Here is a 16118-nt window from a genome sequence, read left to right on the forward strand (position 1 = left end):
GACAAAACAGCCTCTTTGTATAATGCCGTCGGAATGCGTGTCCCGCGCGCCCTATTCCGCCTTCCAGCCGTTGAGGTAGGCCTGCTGCTCCGGGGTGAGCGCGTCGATGGCCAGCCCCAGCGCCGCCAGCTTCACCCGGCCGATCTCCTCGTCGATCTCGTCGGGTACCTGGTAGACCTTCCGCTCCAGCCCCTGCCGGTGCCGGACCAGCCACTCCAGCGCCAGGGCCTGCACCGCAAAAGACATGTCCATGATCTCCGCCGGGTGCCCGTTGCCTGCCGCCAGATTCACCAGGCGGCCCTCGCCGAGCACGTTGAGCACCCTTCCATCGGGCAGGGTATAGCCTTCTATATTCTCCCGGCGCACTTCCCGCCCGACCGCCATGGCCGCCAGTCCCGCCACATCCACCTCGCAGTCGAAGTGGCCGGCATTGGTCAGCAGGGCGTTGTGCTTCATCACTGCAAAGTGCCTGGGGGTGATGACGTCTTTGCACCCGGTGACCGTGACGAATACGTCGCCGCAGCGGGCCGCCTCGTCCATGGGCATGACCCGGAAGCCGTTCATGGTGGCGTCCAGAGCCTTGAAGGGGTCCACCTCGCAGACGACGACATCGGCCCCCATGCCTTTGGCCCGCATGGCCACGCCCTTGCCGCACCAGCCGTATCCGGCCACTACCACGGTCTTGCCCGCTACGACCAGATTGGTGGTGTGCATGATGGCGTCCCACACGCTCTGACCGGTGCCGTATTTATTGTCATAGTAGTGCTTGGCCCTGGCGTCGTTGACCGCCATCATGGGACAGGGCAAAATCCCCTCCCGCTCCCGGGCCCGCAGGCGCAGGATGCCGGTGGTGGTCTCCTCGCAGCCGCCGATCAGGTTCTCCCCCAGCTGCGCGCATTTACCGCCCAGCAGGTGGACCAGGTCTCCCCCATCGTCCACGATCAGGTGGGGCCGAACCTTCAGCGTTTCGATCAGATGGCGCTCATACTCCTGGGCGGACGCGCCGTGGACGCCGAAGGTCTCCACCCCCATGGACGCCAGTCCCGCAGCCACATCGTCCTGGGTGGACAGGGGATTGGATCCGGTGAGCCGGACCTGTGCCCCGCCCTTCTGGAGCACATAGCCCAGATTCGCGGTCTTGGCCTCCAGGTGGACCGACACGGCGATGCGCAGGCCGGCAAAGGGCTGCTCCCGCGCAAAGCGCTCCTCAATGCGCCCCAGCGCGGGCATAAAGTCCCGCACCCACCGGATCTTGCGGCGGCCGGACTCTGCCAGAGATTGATCCTTCAGGATGCTCATAGCGCTTCTCCTTCCTCTCCGGCCTTCTCCCGCTCCATAGCCGCGGGAGAGGGGCCGTCCCAGAAATCCAGCGTCAGCAGGGGCTTGCTGCGCCGGAAGCACTGCACCTGCCGGTGGATCCGCGCCAGCTGGGCGCCGCTGGGCGCCTCCTCCGGGCCGAAGGCCGGGCAGGTGAAGAACCAGCAGAATTTGGCGCCGGAGGCGATGATCTGATCAAAAAAGCCCTCTTCCGAAACCCGCCCGGCGTTCTCAGCCGTGCAGCGGCAGGCCACGCCGAAGGGCAGCCGGGCGCGGCGCATCAGCGCCATAGCCCGCTCGGTCTCCGGGGTGGGCTGGTCGGCCTGGATGGCCGGGAACAGGTTGCCCACCCGCAGCATGTCCTCCGCCAGCTCCCCGGTAATGGATTCCGGCGGGGTAAACGCAGCGAACACGCAGCCGCTGTGCTTGTTGCACAGCGCGATGATCTCCTGCTCCCGGGAGAGCGGATCTCCTCCGGGAAAAATATAAAGGTAGGTCCCCCCCGCCTTGCGGGCGTCGATCTCCTCATCCAGGCTGTCGAACTCCATCACCGGGCGCACGCCGTAGATCGCGCTGCCGCAGCCCTTGCAGCCCATATCGCAGGGAAAGGTGGGGTCGATCAGGACCGACCAGGGCGCCCCGCCTTCCGGCCAGCCTCCCTCTGCATTTTTCTGCGGCCAATCCAGCAGATTCCCGTTGAGCACAAAATTTTCAAAGAGCTTTTTCAGTACCCGGCTGTCAATGTCGGTATACATGCTCTTGATCAGGCGGTACCAGTTGTTTTCCGGGTCGCTCATGGCGCTGCGGAACAATTCCCGGTAATGCTGGGGCAGCTTTTCCCCGGTAAACCGATCCACCCACTCCATCAGCCTGGGAAGGTTGGCATCCGGGTCCCGCTCCAGATAATCCAGGACCTTGGAGAACCCAAACGCCTTAATGTGAGCCGATATGCCCATTTCTGCGGCACACTCCTCTCCCAAAGTTTCATCCCATTTCAATCTTTGCTTATCATACCCCATCCGTCCCTGCCGCGCTATAGACAAAATTTCAACCTTGTCACAATTTCCGATTTTTTTGCGGGGGCAGGCGGGGTATTCCAATATACTTTCCCGCAGGGCTGTGGTATAATAGCCGCAATGCGGCTATTATACCACAGAACCGGCATGATTCGCTCCCGCCCTGCGGGCTTCCGGCGCGAACGATGCCGCCTGCCGCGATACGCTTTGCGCGCGGTATCCCAGCTGCAAGCGGCCGTGCCCGTCCCATCCGCCCGACCGGCACGATCCTTTTCGTTCAGGAGTGAGCTTACATGCGCACAGGACTTATTACCTTCCATTTCGCCCACCATTACGGGGCCCAGCTCCAGGCCTACGCCACCATGCGCTCCATCCAGGCCCTGGGAGCGCAGTGCGAGATCATCGACTACCGCCTGCCCCACACCACACGCACCAATCAGCTCTTCAAGCGCTCCGGCGCGCTGCGGGATATGGTCTCCGACGCCCACACCGCGCTCCACTACGCCGCGTTCCGGCGCCGCTTCGACCGGTTCGAGGCCTTTGTGGCCCAGGAGATGACCCTCTCCCCCAAGCGGTATACCACCTTCGACCAACTGGAAGCGGACGCCCCGGAGTACGACGTGTACGTGGCGGGCAGCGATCAGATCTGGAACCCTTATATCTTTCAGGACAAACAGTTCGACCCTGCCTTCCTGCTGGCCTTCGTGCGGGAGGGACGCCGCATCGCCTACGCCCCCAGCCTGGGGGTGTCGGAGCTGCCCGAGGACAAGCTGGCGCAGCTGCGCCGCTGCCTGGCGCCCTACTCCGCCCTGTCCGTTCGGGAAAAGCGGGGGCAGGCCCTGCTGGAGCAGGCTGCCGGACAGCAGGCCCGTGTGGTGCTGGACCCCACCCTTCTGCTGACCGGAGCGGACTGGGGCGCGCTGGCCGCGCCGCCGAAGGAGCCGGGCCAATACATACTCTGCTATTTCGTCTCCGACCCCGGCGAGGCCGCCCCCTACGCCCAGGCGCTGTCCCAGCGCACCGGCTGGCCTATCCTCCAGCTGGCGGGCGCACGGCGGAAGATCGACGGCGCCGCGCGGCTGATCTTTGACGCGGGCCCCAAGGAATTTTTGGGCCTGTTTCAAAACGCCGCCGCCGTAGTCACCAACTCCTTCCATGGGGCGGTCTTCTCCCTCCAGTTCCAGAAGCCTTTCTTCACCTCCATGTCCCCCAGCGAACGGCGGGAGCCCACCTATTCCCGCATTTACAGCCTGCTCTCCCGGCTGGGCTGCACCGGACGCATCATCGGTCTGGACGCCACCGAAGCGGTGGACGCCCCCATGGACTACGCCGCGGTCCATCAGCGGCTCTCCGCCGAGCGCGCCGACTCTTTGGCCTATCTGAAGGCCGCCCTGGAGGGGACGCAGCTTCCGCTCCAGCCCGTGCAGGCAGACACGCCGGGCCGGGAAGCGCCCGCGCTGTGCCGCCGTGAGGACTGCACCGGCTGCACCGCCTGCGCCGCCGTCTGTCCGGTGGGGGCCATCACGCTAACGGCGGATCACGAGGGCTTTCTGCGTCCTGTGATCGGGGATTCCTGCATCCTGTGCCGCAGCTGTGAACGGGTCTGCCCCATGCTCCAGCCCGCCTCCCCCGTCCACATCCCCGCTGCCGCCCACGCGCTCTGGAACAGCGACGAGGCCGAACGCGTCCAAAGCTCTTCCGGCGGCTTTTTCTCCCTGCTGGCCCGGCATACCCTCGCCCAGGGGGGCGCCGTATTCGGCGCGGTGCTGGACGCGCATCAGACCACCCGCCACGTATGTGCCCGCTCCACAGCGGAGCTGGGGCCCATGCGGGGTTCCAAATATGTGCAGAGCGACCTGGGCGACACCTTCCGGCAGGCCCGCGCTCTGCTGGAGGCGGGCACACCGGTGCTCTTTTCCGGCGTGCCCTGCCAGATCGACGGCCTGCTGCGCTTTTTGGGCCGGGATTACGAGCATCTGCTTACCTGCGACCTGGTTTGCCACGGGGTCCCCTCCCCGGCGGTATTCCGTGCCTGGCTGGATACGCTGGAGGCGCGGCAGGGCTCCACGGTCCGCCAGGTCCGCTTTAAGGACAAATCCCACGGCTGGTCCCACCCTTACCTGAGCGTGACCTTTGCCGACGGCGGCGTGTACACGGAGGATTTCAACCGCACCTGCTATGGCCGCGGCTTTGGGATGCAGCTGTTCCTGCGCCCCGCCTGCGCCGTGTGCAAATACACCAGCGTCAGCCGCCCCGCCGACTTTACCCTGGCCGATTACTGGGGGCTGGACCCGGCGCTGGAGCTGCCGGTGGAGCGGGACAAGGGCGTATCCATGGTCCTGGTCAACAGCGCCCGGGGCCGCGCCGTGTTCCAGGAGCTCTCCCCCCGCTTCGGCCAGGTGGAGCGTCCCCTGGAGGAGGCGGTGGCGGGCAACCCCCGCCTGGCCTCTCCTCTCAAGGCCAATCCCCGCCGGGCGGCTTTCTTCTCCGCCTTCCGTACCCTGCCCTTTGAACAGGTGGAGCGCCGTTTTCTGGCGCTTCCTCCCCTGCCCTACCGGGCCGCCGCCAAAGCGCTTACACCGGGGATGAAGGAGAAGCTGCGCAGGCTCATGAAATAACCGGCCGCAAAAAGTTTACAATTTGTTTTAGAAATATCCCCCGTTCCCTGTTAGACTAACGTTACTACCCTGATCTGGGAGGAATTGCCTTTGAAATCCATCGACGCGCTTTTGGACCGTTTCTGCTACCGGCACCCCAAGCTGGGCATCCCCAATCTGATGCTGATCATCTCCGTGGGCAACGTGATCGTGCTGCTGCTGGACCTGTTCAGCCATTATACCTTTTCCTATTGGATCAGCTTTGTCCCGGCGCTGATCTTCCAGGGGCAGATCTGGCGGCTGGTGACCTTTATTTTTGTGCCGCTCAACGAAAACCTCCTCTGGTTTCTCTTCTCGGTGCTGCTGTACTATTCCATCGGCCGCAGCCTGGAGCAATCCTGGGGCGCCACCAAATTCACCGTATACTACTTTCTGGGCGTCATCCTTACCATCGTGTACGGCCTGATCATGGGTCTGGTGGGCTACGGCTGGTATCAGACCGCCAATATGTACTACCTGAACATGTCCCTCTTCCTGGCCTTCGCCACCCTTTATCCGGATACGACCTTTTTGATCTACTTCATCATCCCGGTCAAGGCCAAATGGCTGGCCTGGCTGGACCTGGGCTTTCTGGCCCTGGCCGTGGCGGGCACGCTGATAGGCGGCAATCTCCCCATGGCTCTGGTGCCCTTGGTGGCCATTCTCAACTATGTGCTCTTCTTCTGGTCTGACCTCATGGGCATGTTGGGACGCGCCAGGCACCGCCACTCCCGCCAGACGGTGAACTTCAAGCAGGCCACCCGGCAGGCCCATCAGCAAAAGGGATATCTCCACAAATGCGCCGTCTGCGGCAAGACCGACACCGATGATCCCGACGAGGCGTTCCGCTACTGCTCCAAGTGCAACGGCTACTACTGCTACTGCTCCGAGCATATCAACAACCACGTGCATATCCAGTGATCAAACAAGCCCGTCCCTCCATCCGCCTGCAGGCGGATGGAGGGGCGGGCTTGCGTCTGTCGAAACAGGATACGGGACAAGGTTCGATCTCCCGCAAAAAAGTCACCCCGTCCGTCCTGAGAAGGGTCCCTTCCGACGCGCGTTCTCCAGGGGACCCGCTCGTGCCCCGGCAGGGCAATTCCCCTTGTGCCGCCGGAAGGGACGGATTGTGATTGATGCCGTCATCTTCGCGGGACAAAACCCGGCCGGGCGCTTGTGCGGAAGGCGTTTCGACAAGCGGAAGGCCGTGCGGACGGTCAGCACACCACTGGACTGGAGGTCCACTCCAGCGCGCAGGGACGCGGGCGCGCAAAGCACAGGCCGTACAGATCGGTGCACCGCCCTTCCAGCTCGAACAGGGTCCGCCCTTCCGCTTCCAGCGCGCGGGCGCGGGCAGGCTTGGTGATGACCGGCAGGGAGGCCGCCTGCTTCATCCGCCGCAGCAGTCCTCCCCCCCGTTCATTGAGCCCCAGCACCCGCAGGTAGGGCACATGCGCAGGCCGGTCCGCTTTGGTAAGGCCCAGAAACGCCCACAGCAGCAGCCGGCGGACCCGGGCTTCGGTATAGCGCCTGGTGTTGGCCTGCGCATAAAACGCCGGTATGCTCTCCGCCCGGCGCCCCGCCCGGACCAACCGCTCAGGCAGCCCTTCGGACGCGCCGCTGTCGGGCAGGGCCGCCCAGTCCTCCGCGGTCATGGTCCGCACCCTTGCCAGCATCACCTGCTCCACCCGCTTCAGGGCAGGCAGACCGATGAGCGAATCCTCCAGCCGCTCCCTGGCCCCCGGCAGCAAATAGGGCTCCGCCCTGTCCCACCGCCCCTCCAACAGATTCCAGCGGATCTCCGTGGCCGAGGCAAACTGCATCCGGTCCACGGTGCCGGCCCCGGCGGCGCCGTCCTCCCGGCGGGTGTCCATCCCCCCCATGCTGTTATGGGGCGCGCCCCGGCGGAGCACCGTCATGGGGGTCATCCGGGCGTCCAGGGCGCGGATGGCCCGGATGTACTCCACGCCCAGGTTATTGTTGGCCTTGCGGAGCAGCGATGCGCTCTCCGGTCCCGCCAGCGCCTCCACGGCTGCCTGGCGGCAGGCCGCAAACGGTTTGCCCTGCTCCAGCCGGACCCGCAGGGCGGCAGGATACTCCGGGGCGTCCAGACAGGCCGCCGCCCGCTGCAGCGCCTCCACATCGCCGCATTCGCTGCCGAAAGACAGCACGTCCACCACGCCGGTGGCCGCCAGGACCTCCACCCCGCCCCGGGCAAACGTCTCGGCCGAGGCGGCGGCCCAAGGCGTAGGCAGCTCCAGCACCAGGTCCGCCCCTCCCATCAGGGCCAGCCGCGCCCGGGTCCATTTGTCCGCGATGGCGCAGTCGGCCTGCTGAGTCCAGTGTCCGCTCATGACGCATACGATGGCCGTGTTTTCCCCCAGCAGGCGCTTCGTCTGGGCAAGGTGCCAGGCGTGTCCCCGGTGGAAGGGGTTGTATTCACAGATGATGCCCGCCGTCCTCATGGGCTGTTCCTCCAAAAGAACCCTGAATTTTTGTCCGATTTGTGCGAAAATATGGGTTGTCCTTCGGTCAAAAAAGGGCTAAAATATAGTTTGTATATGCTTTCCTATTTTACTACGTGAACTTTGGGTATACAAGCCGTATGCCACGAATTTAAAGGAGAGATCGTAAACATGAAAGTCCTGGTCATCAACGCCGGCAGCTCCTCCCTGAAGTATCAGCTCATGGACCCCGAGACCCGCGAGGTGCTGGCCAAGGGCCTGTGCGAGCGCATCGGCATCGACGGTCGCCTGACCCACAAAATCCCCGCCAGGGATGCCAAACACGAATTTGAAATCCCCATGCCCACCCACGCCGAGGCCATCCAGGCCGTGCTGGACGCCCTGCTCTCTCCCGAGTACGGCGTGATCAAGAGCGCCTCTGAGATCGACGCCGTGGGCCATCGCGTGGTGCACGGCGGCGAGAAGTTTGCCGCCTCCGCCCTCATCACCGGCGAGGTCATGGCCGCCATTGAGGAGTGCATCCCCCTGGCTCCTCTGCACAACCCCGCCAATATCACAGGCATCAAGGCCTGCCAGGCCGTCATGCCCGGCGTGCCCATGGTGGCCGTGTTCGATACCGCCTTCCATCAGACCATGCCCGCCAAGAGCTACATCTATGCGCTGCCTTACGAATACTATGAGAAGGACAAGGTCCGCCGCTACGGCTTCCACGGCACCTCTCACAAGTACGTCTCCGGCCGGGCCGCCGCCATGCTGGGCAAGCCCATCGAGCAGCTGAAGATCATCACCTGCCACCTGGGCAACGGCTCCTCCGTCACCGCCGTGGACGGCGGCAAGAGCGTGGATACCTCCATGGGCTTCACCCCCCTAGCCGGCCTGCCCATGGGCACCCGCTCCGGCGACCTGGACGCCGGTATCCTGGAGTATTTGATGAACCGGTACGGCTACGACATCAAAGAGATGCTCAACATCCTCAACAAGAAGTCCGGCGTGCTGGGCATCTCCGGGGTGTCCTCCGACTTCCGTGACCTGAGCGACGCCGCCGAGCAGGGCAACCAGCGTGCCGAGCTGGCCGTAGACGCCTTCAACTACGGTGTAAAGAAACTCATCGGCGCCTATGCCGCCGCAATGGGCGGGGTGGACGCCATCGTCTTCACCGCCGGCGTGGGCGAAAACTCCGCCGACCAGCGCCTGGCCATCGCTTCCGGCCTGGAGTTCATGGGCGTGAAGATGGACGCCCAGGCCAACAACGTCCGCGGCAGGGAGACCGTCATCTCCACCGCCGACTCCAGGGTGAAGGTCCTCCTCATCCCCACCGACGAGGAGCTTATGATCGCCATGGATACCGCCAATATCGTCAACCAGTAAGCGCAGCCGGGTCGTCTCGCGGCGCGTTTCAACCAAAACACGGACTGCCGGGCAGCTTGCCCGGCAGTCCGTGTTTTCTCCTTTTTTCGGATGCGTCCTGCCCGCTACTGCCGGATGCTCCGGCTGCCGGAGTAGCGGCAGGCCAACACCCGCTCGATGGCAAGCCCGTCCGCATCTCCCCGCTCCGTCAGCGCCAGCAGCGCCTGCGGCTGACCGTAGACCAGCGCGCCATAGATCCGGATGCCGTGCTCCTCTACATAGTCCCGCTGGCCTGCAAAGTCGTACTCCGGGAACTGCGCGCCCGGTCCGACCAGCGCATCCGCCGCTTTCGTCCGCTCCGCCGCATAGGACAGTAGACTTTGGAAATGCTGGGTATACAGCCCCCCATAAGCCTTCGCCATCGCCGCAGCGCTGCCGCTGGGAAACCAATTCCCCAGCCGCTCCGCCAGACTGAGCATCGGGTAGTCCGCCAGCCCGCCCTGCGCGCACGAGCCGTCCACCGTGGAAAAACCCCGCAGGACCGCCGGATCGTCGGAGGTGCGCACGGCACACCAGCGGAAGGAGATTTCCACTCCATACCGCTGTTCATAGCCGTGCGCCAACGCGGCAAACTCCATGGGCGTCAGATCCTGCGGAAAATGGACCCAGACGGAGACGTAGGCGCTTTCGTCCAGCTGGGCCAGATCGGCTTCGTAATCCGGGATTCGGCGGACGCCCTCCTCCACCGCCCCGGACTCCGCCAGCGCATACAGGCCGATGGCCTGCTCGCTCCACAAATATCCGTTTTCCCCGTCCTGGCCGGGTTCCAGCGTACGGCTGACCGCAGTGCGCTCCCCGGTAAGCCAGTCCTCCTCGGTATAAGACAGATCGTACCGGCCGAATCCCCGGTTTCCGGTCTGGATGTCCCGGACCGACCGGCCGGGCATGATCAGCTCGTAGAACGCGCTCAGGTCATACCAGATATCTTCCCGCTCGTCTCCAGCCTGCCCTACGCTTCTGGCGTTGGGCTGGTAGCAGAAGGACGCCGCCAGGGGGGAGACTACGAGACGCACCCCCAGCAGGACGGCCAGCACAACGGCCGCCGACAGGACCGCCACCCGGCCCAGGCGGCGATTTACGATGCGGCGCACCCGCCGGGCCGGCTCTGTCTCCTCCGAAGTTCGGTGCGCCCCCTCTCCGGTCAGCTCGGCCTCCAGCCCCTCGGCCAGATAATCGGAAATGGCCGCGCTCTTCTCCAGCTCGGCCTCCACCAGCGCCCGCTCCGCTTCCGTCGCGGCGCCGGTTCGATACCGTTCCAACAGCTCACGAAAACTCACAATTGTCCCTCCAGTCTGGTTTTGAGCTTTTGCCGGGCCCGGCACAGCAGCGTGCGGGCCGCGCCGGGAGAAAGTCCCATGGCCGCCCCCACCTCGCGCAGCGGCAAGCCGGCGCAGTAGTGGAGCGTTACCGCCTCCCGATCGGCGGGGGACAGCTCCAGCACCGCCCGGTAGACCGCCCGGCGGCGCTCCTCCCGGATGAGATCCTCCAGCAGATCCTCCTCTGCCGCCAGCCGTTCCGGGTCAGGGGGCTCTCCGGTCTGGAACTTTCTCCGGCGCATGCTATCCACCCACAGGTTGCGGCACACCCGAAAGAGCCAGCCCTTCCACTCCCCCTCCCGCTCCAGCGAGAGCAGGGCGCGGTAAAAGGTCTCTCCCACCAGGTCCTGGGCCTGGTCCGGGTTCTTACAGAGGGAATAGGCGTACAAGTACACCTCTCCCACATGCCGCCGGTAGAGCGCCTCCAGCCCGTCGTACATCCCGTCCTCCCCCCCTCACCCGACAAACGTCTCAGCGGGCAAAATGTTACACGTTTCATTCTATTTGCATGCATCCAGTCAAAGTGGTGCAATTTATTCCGCATACCCCGCATAGTTTCCGTCATTTTTGCAATTTACAAATTTTTTCTTGCAATTTCAATGCGGCAGCAGTATAATATGAGTTAACGTGGCAAAGCGGCTGCTGCACGGGGCGCGTCCCTGTGTGTATCATAGCAAAAATCAGGCCGGTCCGTCCACCGTATGGACCGCCAAGCAAAGGGGTTTGGCAACTATGGCATTTCAGTTCACCGATTCCTATCTTCAGGGCGTTTATGAAACTCTGTGCAGGAAAAACGCCCAAGAGCCCGAGTTCCTCCAGGCTGCCGGCGAGGTCCTGGAGTCCCTCCAGCCCGTGGTGGCCCAGCGGCCGGAGCTGGTGAAGTCCGGCGTCATCGACCGCATCGTGGAGCCCGAGCGCAGCCTGATGTTCCGCATCTCCTGGGTGGACGATCAGGGCAAGGTGCAGGTCAACCGCGGCTATCGCGTACAATTCTCCACCGCCATCGGCCCCTCCAAGGGCGGCCTGCGCTTCCATCCCAGCGTGAACCTGTCCATCATCAAATTTTTGGGCTTCGAGCAGATCTTTAAAAACAGCCTGACCGGCCTGCCCATGGGCGGCGGCAAGGGCGGCGCCGACTTCGATCCCAAGGGCAAGAGCAACAATGAGGTCATGCGCTTCTGCCAGTCCTTCATGACCGAGCTGCAGCGGCACATCGGCCCCGACACCGACGTGCCCGCCGGCGACATCGGCGTGGGCGCCCGGGAGATCGGCTATCTGTTTGGCCAGTATAAGCGCATCCGCAACGAGTTCAACGGCGTGCTCACCGGCAAGGGCCTGAGCTACGGCGGTTCTCTGGCCCGCACCGAGGCCACCGGCTACGGTCTGTGCTACTTTGCCGACGAGATGCTCAAGGCCGCCGGGAAGTCCTTCCAGGGCCAGAGCGTCGTGATCTCCGGCTCCGGCAACGTGGCCATCTACGCCAACCAGAAGGCCACCGAGCTGGGCGGCAGGGTCATTGCCATGAGTGATTCCAACGGCTATATCGTGGACGAGAACGGCATCGATTATAAGATCATGCAGGAGATCAAGGAGGTCAAGCGGGCGCGCATTTCCACCTATCTGGAGTATGTGCCCACCGCCAAATACGTGGAGGGCTGCCGCGGCATCTGGAGCGTCCCCTGCGGCATCGCCCTGCCCTGCGCCACCCAGAACGAGCTGGATCTGGACGGGGCCAAGGCGCTGGTGGAGCACGGCTGCTTTGCCGTGGCCGAAGGCGCCAACATGCCCTCCACCCCCGAAGCCGTCGCCTATTTCCAGGCGCACAAGCTTCTCTTTGCCCCCGCCAAGGCCTCCAACGCCGGCGGCGTGGCCACTTCCGGTCTGGAGATGAGCCAGAACTCCATGCGCCTGTCCTGGACCTTTGAGGAAGTGGACGAAAAGCTCCACGGCATCATGCGCAACATTTACCACAACGCCGCCAATGCCGCCGCCGAGTACGGCATGGAGGGCAATCTGGTGGCCGGAGCCAACATCGCCGGCTTCCTCAAAGTGGCCGACGCCATGATTTGGCAGGGTGTAAGCTACTAAGAGGAACACATCCGTCTCCTGCCGGGCCGTCGGCCACTGGGGCCCCATCTGCGATGGGGCGGCGCGGTAAGCGCCGTTCAAGCGTTTTTGCCGCAGGCAAAAACCTTGGCGCAGGGCGGATTCACTCCGCCCGAGCAGGCCCAATCCGCAGGGTTCCCAAAACGCCCCGCGTTTTGGGACGGCCGACGCCATGATTTGGCAGGGCGTAAGCTACTAAGAGGAACGCATCCGTCTCCTGCCGGGCCGTCGGCCACTGGGGCCCCATCTGCGATGGGGCGGCGCGGTAAGCGCCGTTCAAGCGTCTTTGCCGCAGGCAAAAACCTTGGCGCAGGGCGTGCGCTGCTGTGCGGTTCCACCGGCCTTGTGCTCCCATAACGTTAACACAGCAGGCGCGCCCTGGGGCACGCCTGCTGTGTTTTACAGCCGCCCACGGGGGTAATGTCTGTCCGGCTCCATCCATTCCCTGACCCAGCTGCATACCCGTTCATCCGGCTCTCCGGCCCGGGCGCCAAACGCGCAGCAGGATATCTGCCCAAAATCAATCTGATCCGGCACCCCCCTGTTCGTACAGGGGCTCCTCCATCACGCAACCCAGCCGGTATGCAGGATACGCCTGTATCATGGATTTCTTGCGTTCTTCCAATCATTCTTGTATCATAACAGCACCCCGCGCCACTATAGGTCAATTTTACCCTAATCGGAATAGGTCAATTTACCCATAATAAGGCAGGGTGATATTATGTCACGGTTACGTGTGCTCAGAGAAAAGCGTGGTTTTACCCAAGTCAAGATGCAAATACTGACCGGGATCGACCAAAGCGACTATTCTAAAATCGAATGCGGTAAGCGGTACTGCTCTTTCGAACAGTGTCGCAAGATCGCGTTGGCGCTGGATACGAGCATGGACTATTTAGCCGGCCTGACCAACGTCGAAAAACCTTATCCGCGCGCAAAAGACATGGATTAGTGGTTTCCATCTGCCGGGAGCTGCGCCTTTAGCGGCCCCCTGATTGCCGTACCCCCGCGGAGGCGCGCGGGGACAAGCTCCGTCTCACTCTGCTCCAGGAAAGAGGTAACACCATGATCCGAATTCAAAACATCGTCCTGCCCATCGACGGCGGGCAGGAGCTGCTCCGAGCGCGGGCGGCCGGACTGCTGGGCCTTCCGCCGGGCCAGATCCAGGCCCTCTCTCTGGCCCGGCAGTCGATCGACGCCCGTAAGAAGAACGACGTCCACTATGTGTGCACGGTGCATGTGACCGCCCCGGAGGAGGCAGCTCTGGTACGAAAGGCGGGCAACCCCAACGTGACTCTGTTTCAGCCTCAGCCCTACGCGTTTCCCCCGGTCCGCCGCGCTTCCGCGCTGCCTCCTGTGGTGGTCGGCATGGGGCCGGCGGGGCTGTTCGCCGCGCTGTTCCTGGCCCGGAACGGACTGCCTCCCATCGTATTGGAGCGGGGCCGTCCGGTGGAAGCGCGCACACGGGACGTGGAACGCTTTTGGCAGACCGGGATACTGGACCCTTCCTCCAACGTACAATTCGGGGAAGGGGGCGCGGGCACTTTTTCCGACGGCAAGCTGACCACCGGTACCCACGATCCCCGCATTGCCACCGTCTTCCGGACGCTGGCGGCGGCGGGCGCTCCGGAGGATATCCTCTGGCAGCACAAGCCCCACATCGGCACCGATCTGCTCCGGGACGTGGTGAAGGCCATCCGCCTGGAGCTGCTGGAGCTGGGCTGCGACGTACGCTTTGGACACCGCCTGACCGGTCTGGAGATCCGAAACGGCCAATTGACTGCGCTGAAGGCGCAGGGCCCCCAGGGCGCCTACGACCTGCCCTGCGACGCGCTGATCCTCGCCCCCGGCCACTCCGCCCGGGATACCTTCGAACTGCTGCTGGAGGCGGGCGTTCCGCTTGCCCCCAAGCCCTTTGCCATCGGCGTGCGGATCGAGCACGCACAGGCCGCCCTCTCCCAGGCCCAGTTTGGCCCGGCCTGGCAGCGCCTGCCGGCCGCCGACTACAAACTGGCCTGCCACCTGCCCGACGGGCGCAGCGCCTTCACCTTCTGCGTCTGTCCCGGCGGACAGGTGGTGGCCGCCGCCTCGGAGGAGGGGCGGCTGGTGACCAACGGCATGAGCCGCCGGGCCCGGGACGGGGCAAACATCAACGGCGGCTTCCTGGTCGGGGTGGGCCCCGGCGACTTCGGCTCCAGCCATCCCCTGGCGGGGGTGGCGTTCCAGCGCCGCTGGGAGGAAGCCGCCTTTGCCCTGGGCGGCGGCGGCTTTCGGGCTCCCGCCCAGACGGTGGGGGATTTCCTCTCCGGGCGGGCGTCCGCGGCACTGGGCGGGGTGGCGCCCACCTACCGCCCCGGCGTCACGCCCGCCGACCTGCGGCGCTGTCTGCCCGGTTACGTGGCCGACACGCTCCGCTCCGCCCTGCCCCTGTTCGACCGGAAGCTCCGGGGCTTTGCCTCCCCGGAAGCCCTGCTGACCGGCGTGGAGACCCGTTCCTCCTCCCCGGTGCGCATCCTCCGCGGCGAGGATCTCCAATCCCCCATCCGCGGTCTGTATCCCTGCGGTGAAGGCGCAGGCTACGCAGGCGGGATCACCAGCGCCGCCGTGGACGGCGTCCGCGTGGCGGAGGCCGTGGCTTCCGCCGGGCCCGGCGCGTCCCTTGACTCCCCATCCCGGTCTGTTTGATCGGGATGGGGATTTTTCCTGGCTTTTGCATATCCTATATTTTTCAAGGTGCCGACGTGATATGGTTAAGCTCTAAATCCGTCGAAACGTGAGGAAGGGGAAGCAATGGCTAGGAAAAAAGTGGAAACCAACATTTCTTATGACGATGCAAGGCAGGTCTACTATGTCTGCATGGACCACGGCGCGGATGAAAACGGCAGGCGGGTCAAGTGCTACCGGACGTATCCCACCCTGGCCCAAGCCCGGCGGGGCCTGCGTGAATTTTCGGCGGAGCGGGACGGCCTGCGGCGGGTCTCGCCCCGTTCCATCACACTGGACCAGTGGCTGGAGTACTGGATGGAGCAGGTGATCCGGCCAAACCGCGCACAGACCACCGTCTACGGCTATGGAAAGATCATCCGCAACCATCTCTCGCCCGCCCTGGGGGACGTTCCGCTGCAAAAGCTCACGCCCCAGCACCTCCAGGGCTATTACGCAATGCTGATGGAGCAGAAGGGGCTCTCCGCCAACACCGTGCGCCGCCATCACGATCTGCTCTCCTGCGCGCTGCATCTGGCCGTGCGGCAGGACATGCTGCTGCGCAGCCCCACCGACCGGGTGGAGCCGCCACGGGTGATCCCGCAGGAGGCCCGCTTTTACACGCCGGAAGAGCTGCGGCAGCTGTTCGCTCTGGTGGAGGGACACTGGCTGGAACCCATCGTCAAGCTGGCGGGGGCGCTGGGCCTGCGGCGGGAGGAGATCTGCGGCCTGCGGTGGAGCAGCGTGGACTTCGCCCGCCGCCGGGTGCACATCAAGGAGGCCCGCACGGCTGCCGGAGCTTCCATCGTCCAAAAGGAGACCAAAAACCGCACCTCCAACCGGGTGCTCCATCTGGGGGACGAGCTGTGCCGCCTGCTCCGGCAGGAGCGCTCCGCCCAGGTCCAGCGTTCCCTTGCCAGGGGGGACGGCTGGTCGGAGGACAACTTTGTGGCGGTGGACAAGCTGGGGAAGCCTTACTCCCCCAACGCCGTATCCCTGGCCTTTACCCGTTTCATCCGCTCCCACGGGGTCGTGTCAAGATTTTTTCGCACTTTAGTTTGCAAGCTCTGGCATGAATGGAGTCAGCCGGCAATGGAGGCATCCTCAATGGCGGCCTCCAGGTGCTTCATATTCATGTACTTTTTGTTGCCCCAC

12 protein-coding genes are annotated in these 16118 nt (G+C 64.3%); 7 read left to right on the forward strand and 5 right to left on the reverse strand.

Annotation, left to right across the window (positions count from 1 at the left end):
• Positions 1 to 51 precede the first annotated feature (51 nt).
• Both NE547_RS03595 and NE547_RS03600 read right to left on the reverse strand, forming a co-directional pair.
• Positions 52 to 1299 (reverse strand): adenosylhomocysteinase, encoded by a 1248-nt coding sequence (locus tag NE547_RS03595; protein WP_186907924.1) that lies wholly within the window; start codon positions 1297 to 1299, stop codon positions 52 to 54.
• Positions 1296 to 2273 carry a radical SAM protein gene (locus NE547_RS03600; protein ID WP_186907925.1) on the reverse strand — a complete coding sequence of 326 codons (978 nt, stop codon included), beginning with the start codon at positions 2271 to 2273 and terminating at the stop codon, positions 1296 to 1298. Before NE547_RS03600 ends, NE547_RS03595 begins: the two co-directional genes overlap by 4 nt.
• Before the next feature lie 353 nt (positions 2274 to 2626).
• Between NE547_RS03600 and NE547_RS03605 the strand changes: the two genes are divergently transcribed.
• Positions 2627 to 4951: a polysaccharide pyruvyl transferase family protein gene (locus tag NE547_RS03605; protein WP_256174780.1), complete on the forward strand. Its 2325-nt coding sequence runs from the start codon at positions 2627 to 2629 to the stop codon at positions 4949 to 4951.
• 90 nt (positions 4952 to 5041) lie between these two features.
• A complete protein-coding gene (locus tag NE547_RS03610; protein WP_243204772.1) occupies positions 5042 to 5890 on the forward strand; it encodes a rhomboid family intramembrane serine protease in 849 nt (282 codons plus the stop codon).
• A gap of 296 nt (positions 5891 to 6186) precedes the next feature.
• On the opposite strand, the gene NE547_RS03615 is transcribed toward NE547_RS03610, so the two are convergent.
• Positions 6187 to 7434, reverse strand: coding sequence for a nucleotidyltransferase family protein (locus NE547_RS03615; protein ID WP_256174781.1), 1248 nt, complete (start codon positions 7432 to 7434; stop codon positions 6187 to 6189).
• A 171-nt stretch (positions 7435 to 7605) separates the two neighbouring features.
• Here NE547_RS03615 and NE547_RS03620 point away from each other — a divergent pair, with 171 nt between their 5' ends.
• Positions 7606 to 8802, forward strand: coding sequence for an acetate/propionate family kinase (locus NE547_RS03620; protein WP_186907928.1), 1197 nt, complete (start codon positions 7606 to 7608; stop codon positions 8800 to 8802).
• Between the two features lie 104 nt (positions 8803 to 8906).
• Here the strand turns inward: NE547_RS03620 and NE547_RS03625 are convergent, their stop codons facing one another.
• Both NE547_RS03625 and NE547_RS03630 read right to left on the reverse strand, forming a co-directional pair.
• Positions 8907 to 10118, reverse strand: a complete 1212-nt coding sequence (locus NE547_RS03625) for an anti sigma factor C-terminal domain-containing protein (protein WP_256174782.1) — start codon at positions 10116 to 10118, stop codon at positions 8907 to 8909.
• On the reverse strand, positions 10115 to 10597 hold the full coding sequence (locus NE547_RS03630) for a sigma-70 family RNA polymerase sigma factor (protein WP_256174783.1): 483 nt from the start codon (positions 10595 to 10597) through the stop codon (positions 10115 to 10117). The genes NE547_RS03625 and NE547_RS03630 overlap by 4 nt, the downstream gene beginning before the upstream one ends.
• 292 nt (positions 10598 to 10889) lie before the next feature.
• On the opposite strand from NE547_RS03630, the gene gdhA reads away from it, so the two are divergent.
• The 4 genes from gdhA to xerC all read left to right on the forward strand — a co-directional run.
• Entirely contained in the window at positions 10890 to 12245 is a 1356-nt protein-coding gene (gene gdhA, locus NE547_RS03635; RefSeq protein WP_186907930.1) for an NADP-specific glutamate dehydrogenase, read from the forward strand.
• A gap of 739 nt (positions 12246 to 12984) precedes the next feature.
• Complete coding sequence (locus NE547_RS03640) at positions 12985 to 13212, forward strand: helix-turn-helix domain-containing protein (protein WP_186907931.1); 228 nt, start codon at positions 12985 to 12987, stop codon at positions 13210 to 13212.
• Between the two features lie 113 nt (positions 13213 to 13325).
• The gene (locus NE547_RS03645; protein ID WP_186907932.1) at positions 13326 to 14945 is read left to right on the forward strand and encodes an NAD(P)/FAD-dependent oxidoreductase; all 1620 of its coding nucleotides are present in this window, start codon (positions 13326 to 13328) and stop codon (positions 14943 to 14945) included.
• Positions 14946 to 15050: 105 nt separating this feature from the next.
• The coding region (xerC, locus tag NE547_RS03650) for a tyrosine recombinase XerC (RefSeq protein ID WP_256174784.1) at positions 15051 to 16118 on the forward strand (1068 nt) is incomplete at its 3' end.

Source organism: Flavonifractor sp. DFI.6.63, from assembly GCF_024462255.1.
In the GTDB taxonomy this organism is placed as follows: Bacteria; Bacillota; Clostridia; order Oscillospirales; family Oscillospiraceae; genus Lawsonibacter_A; species Lawsonibacter_A hominis.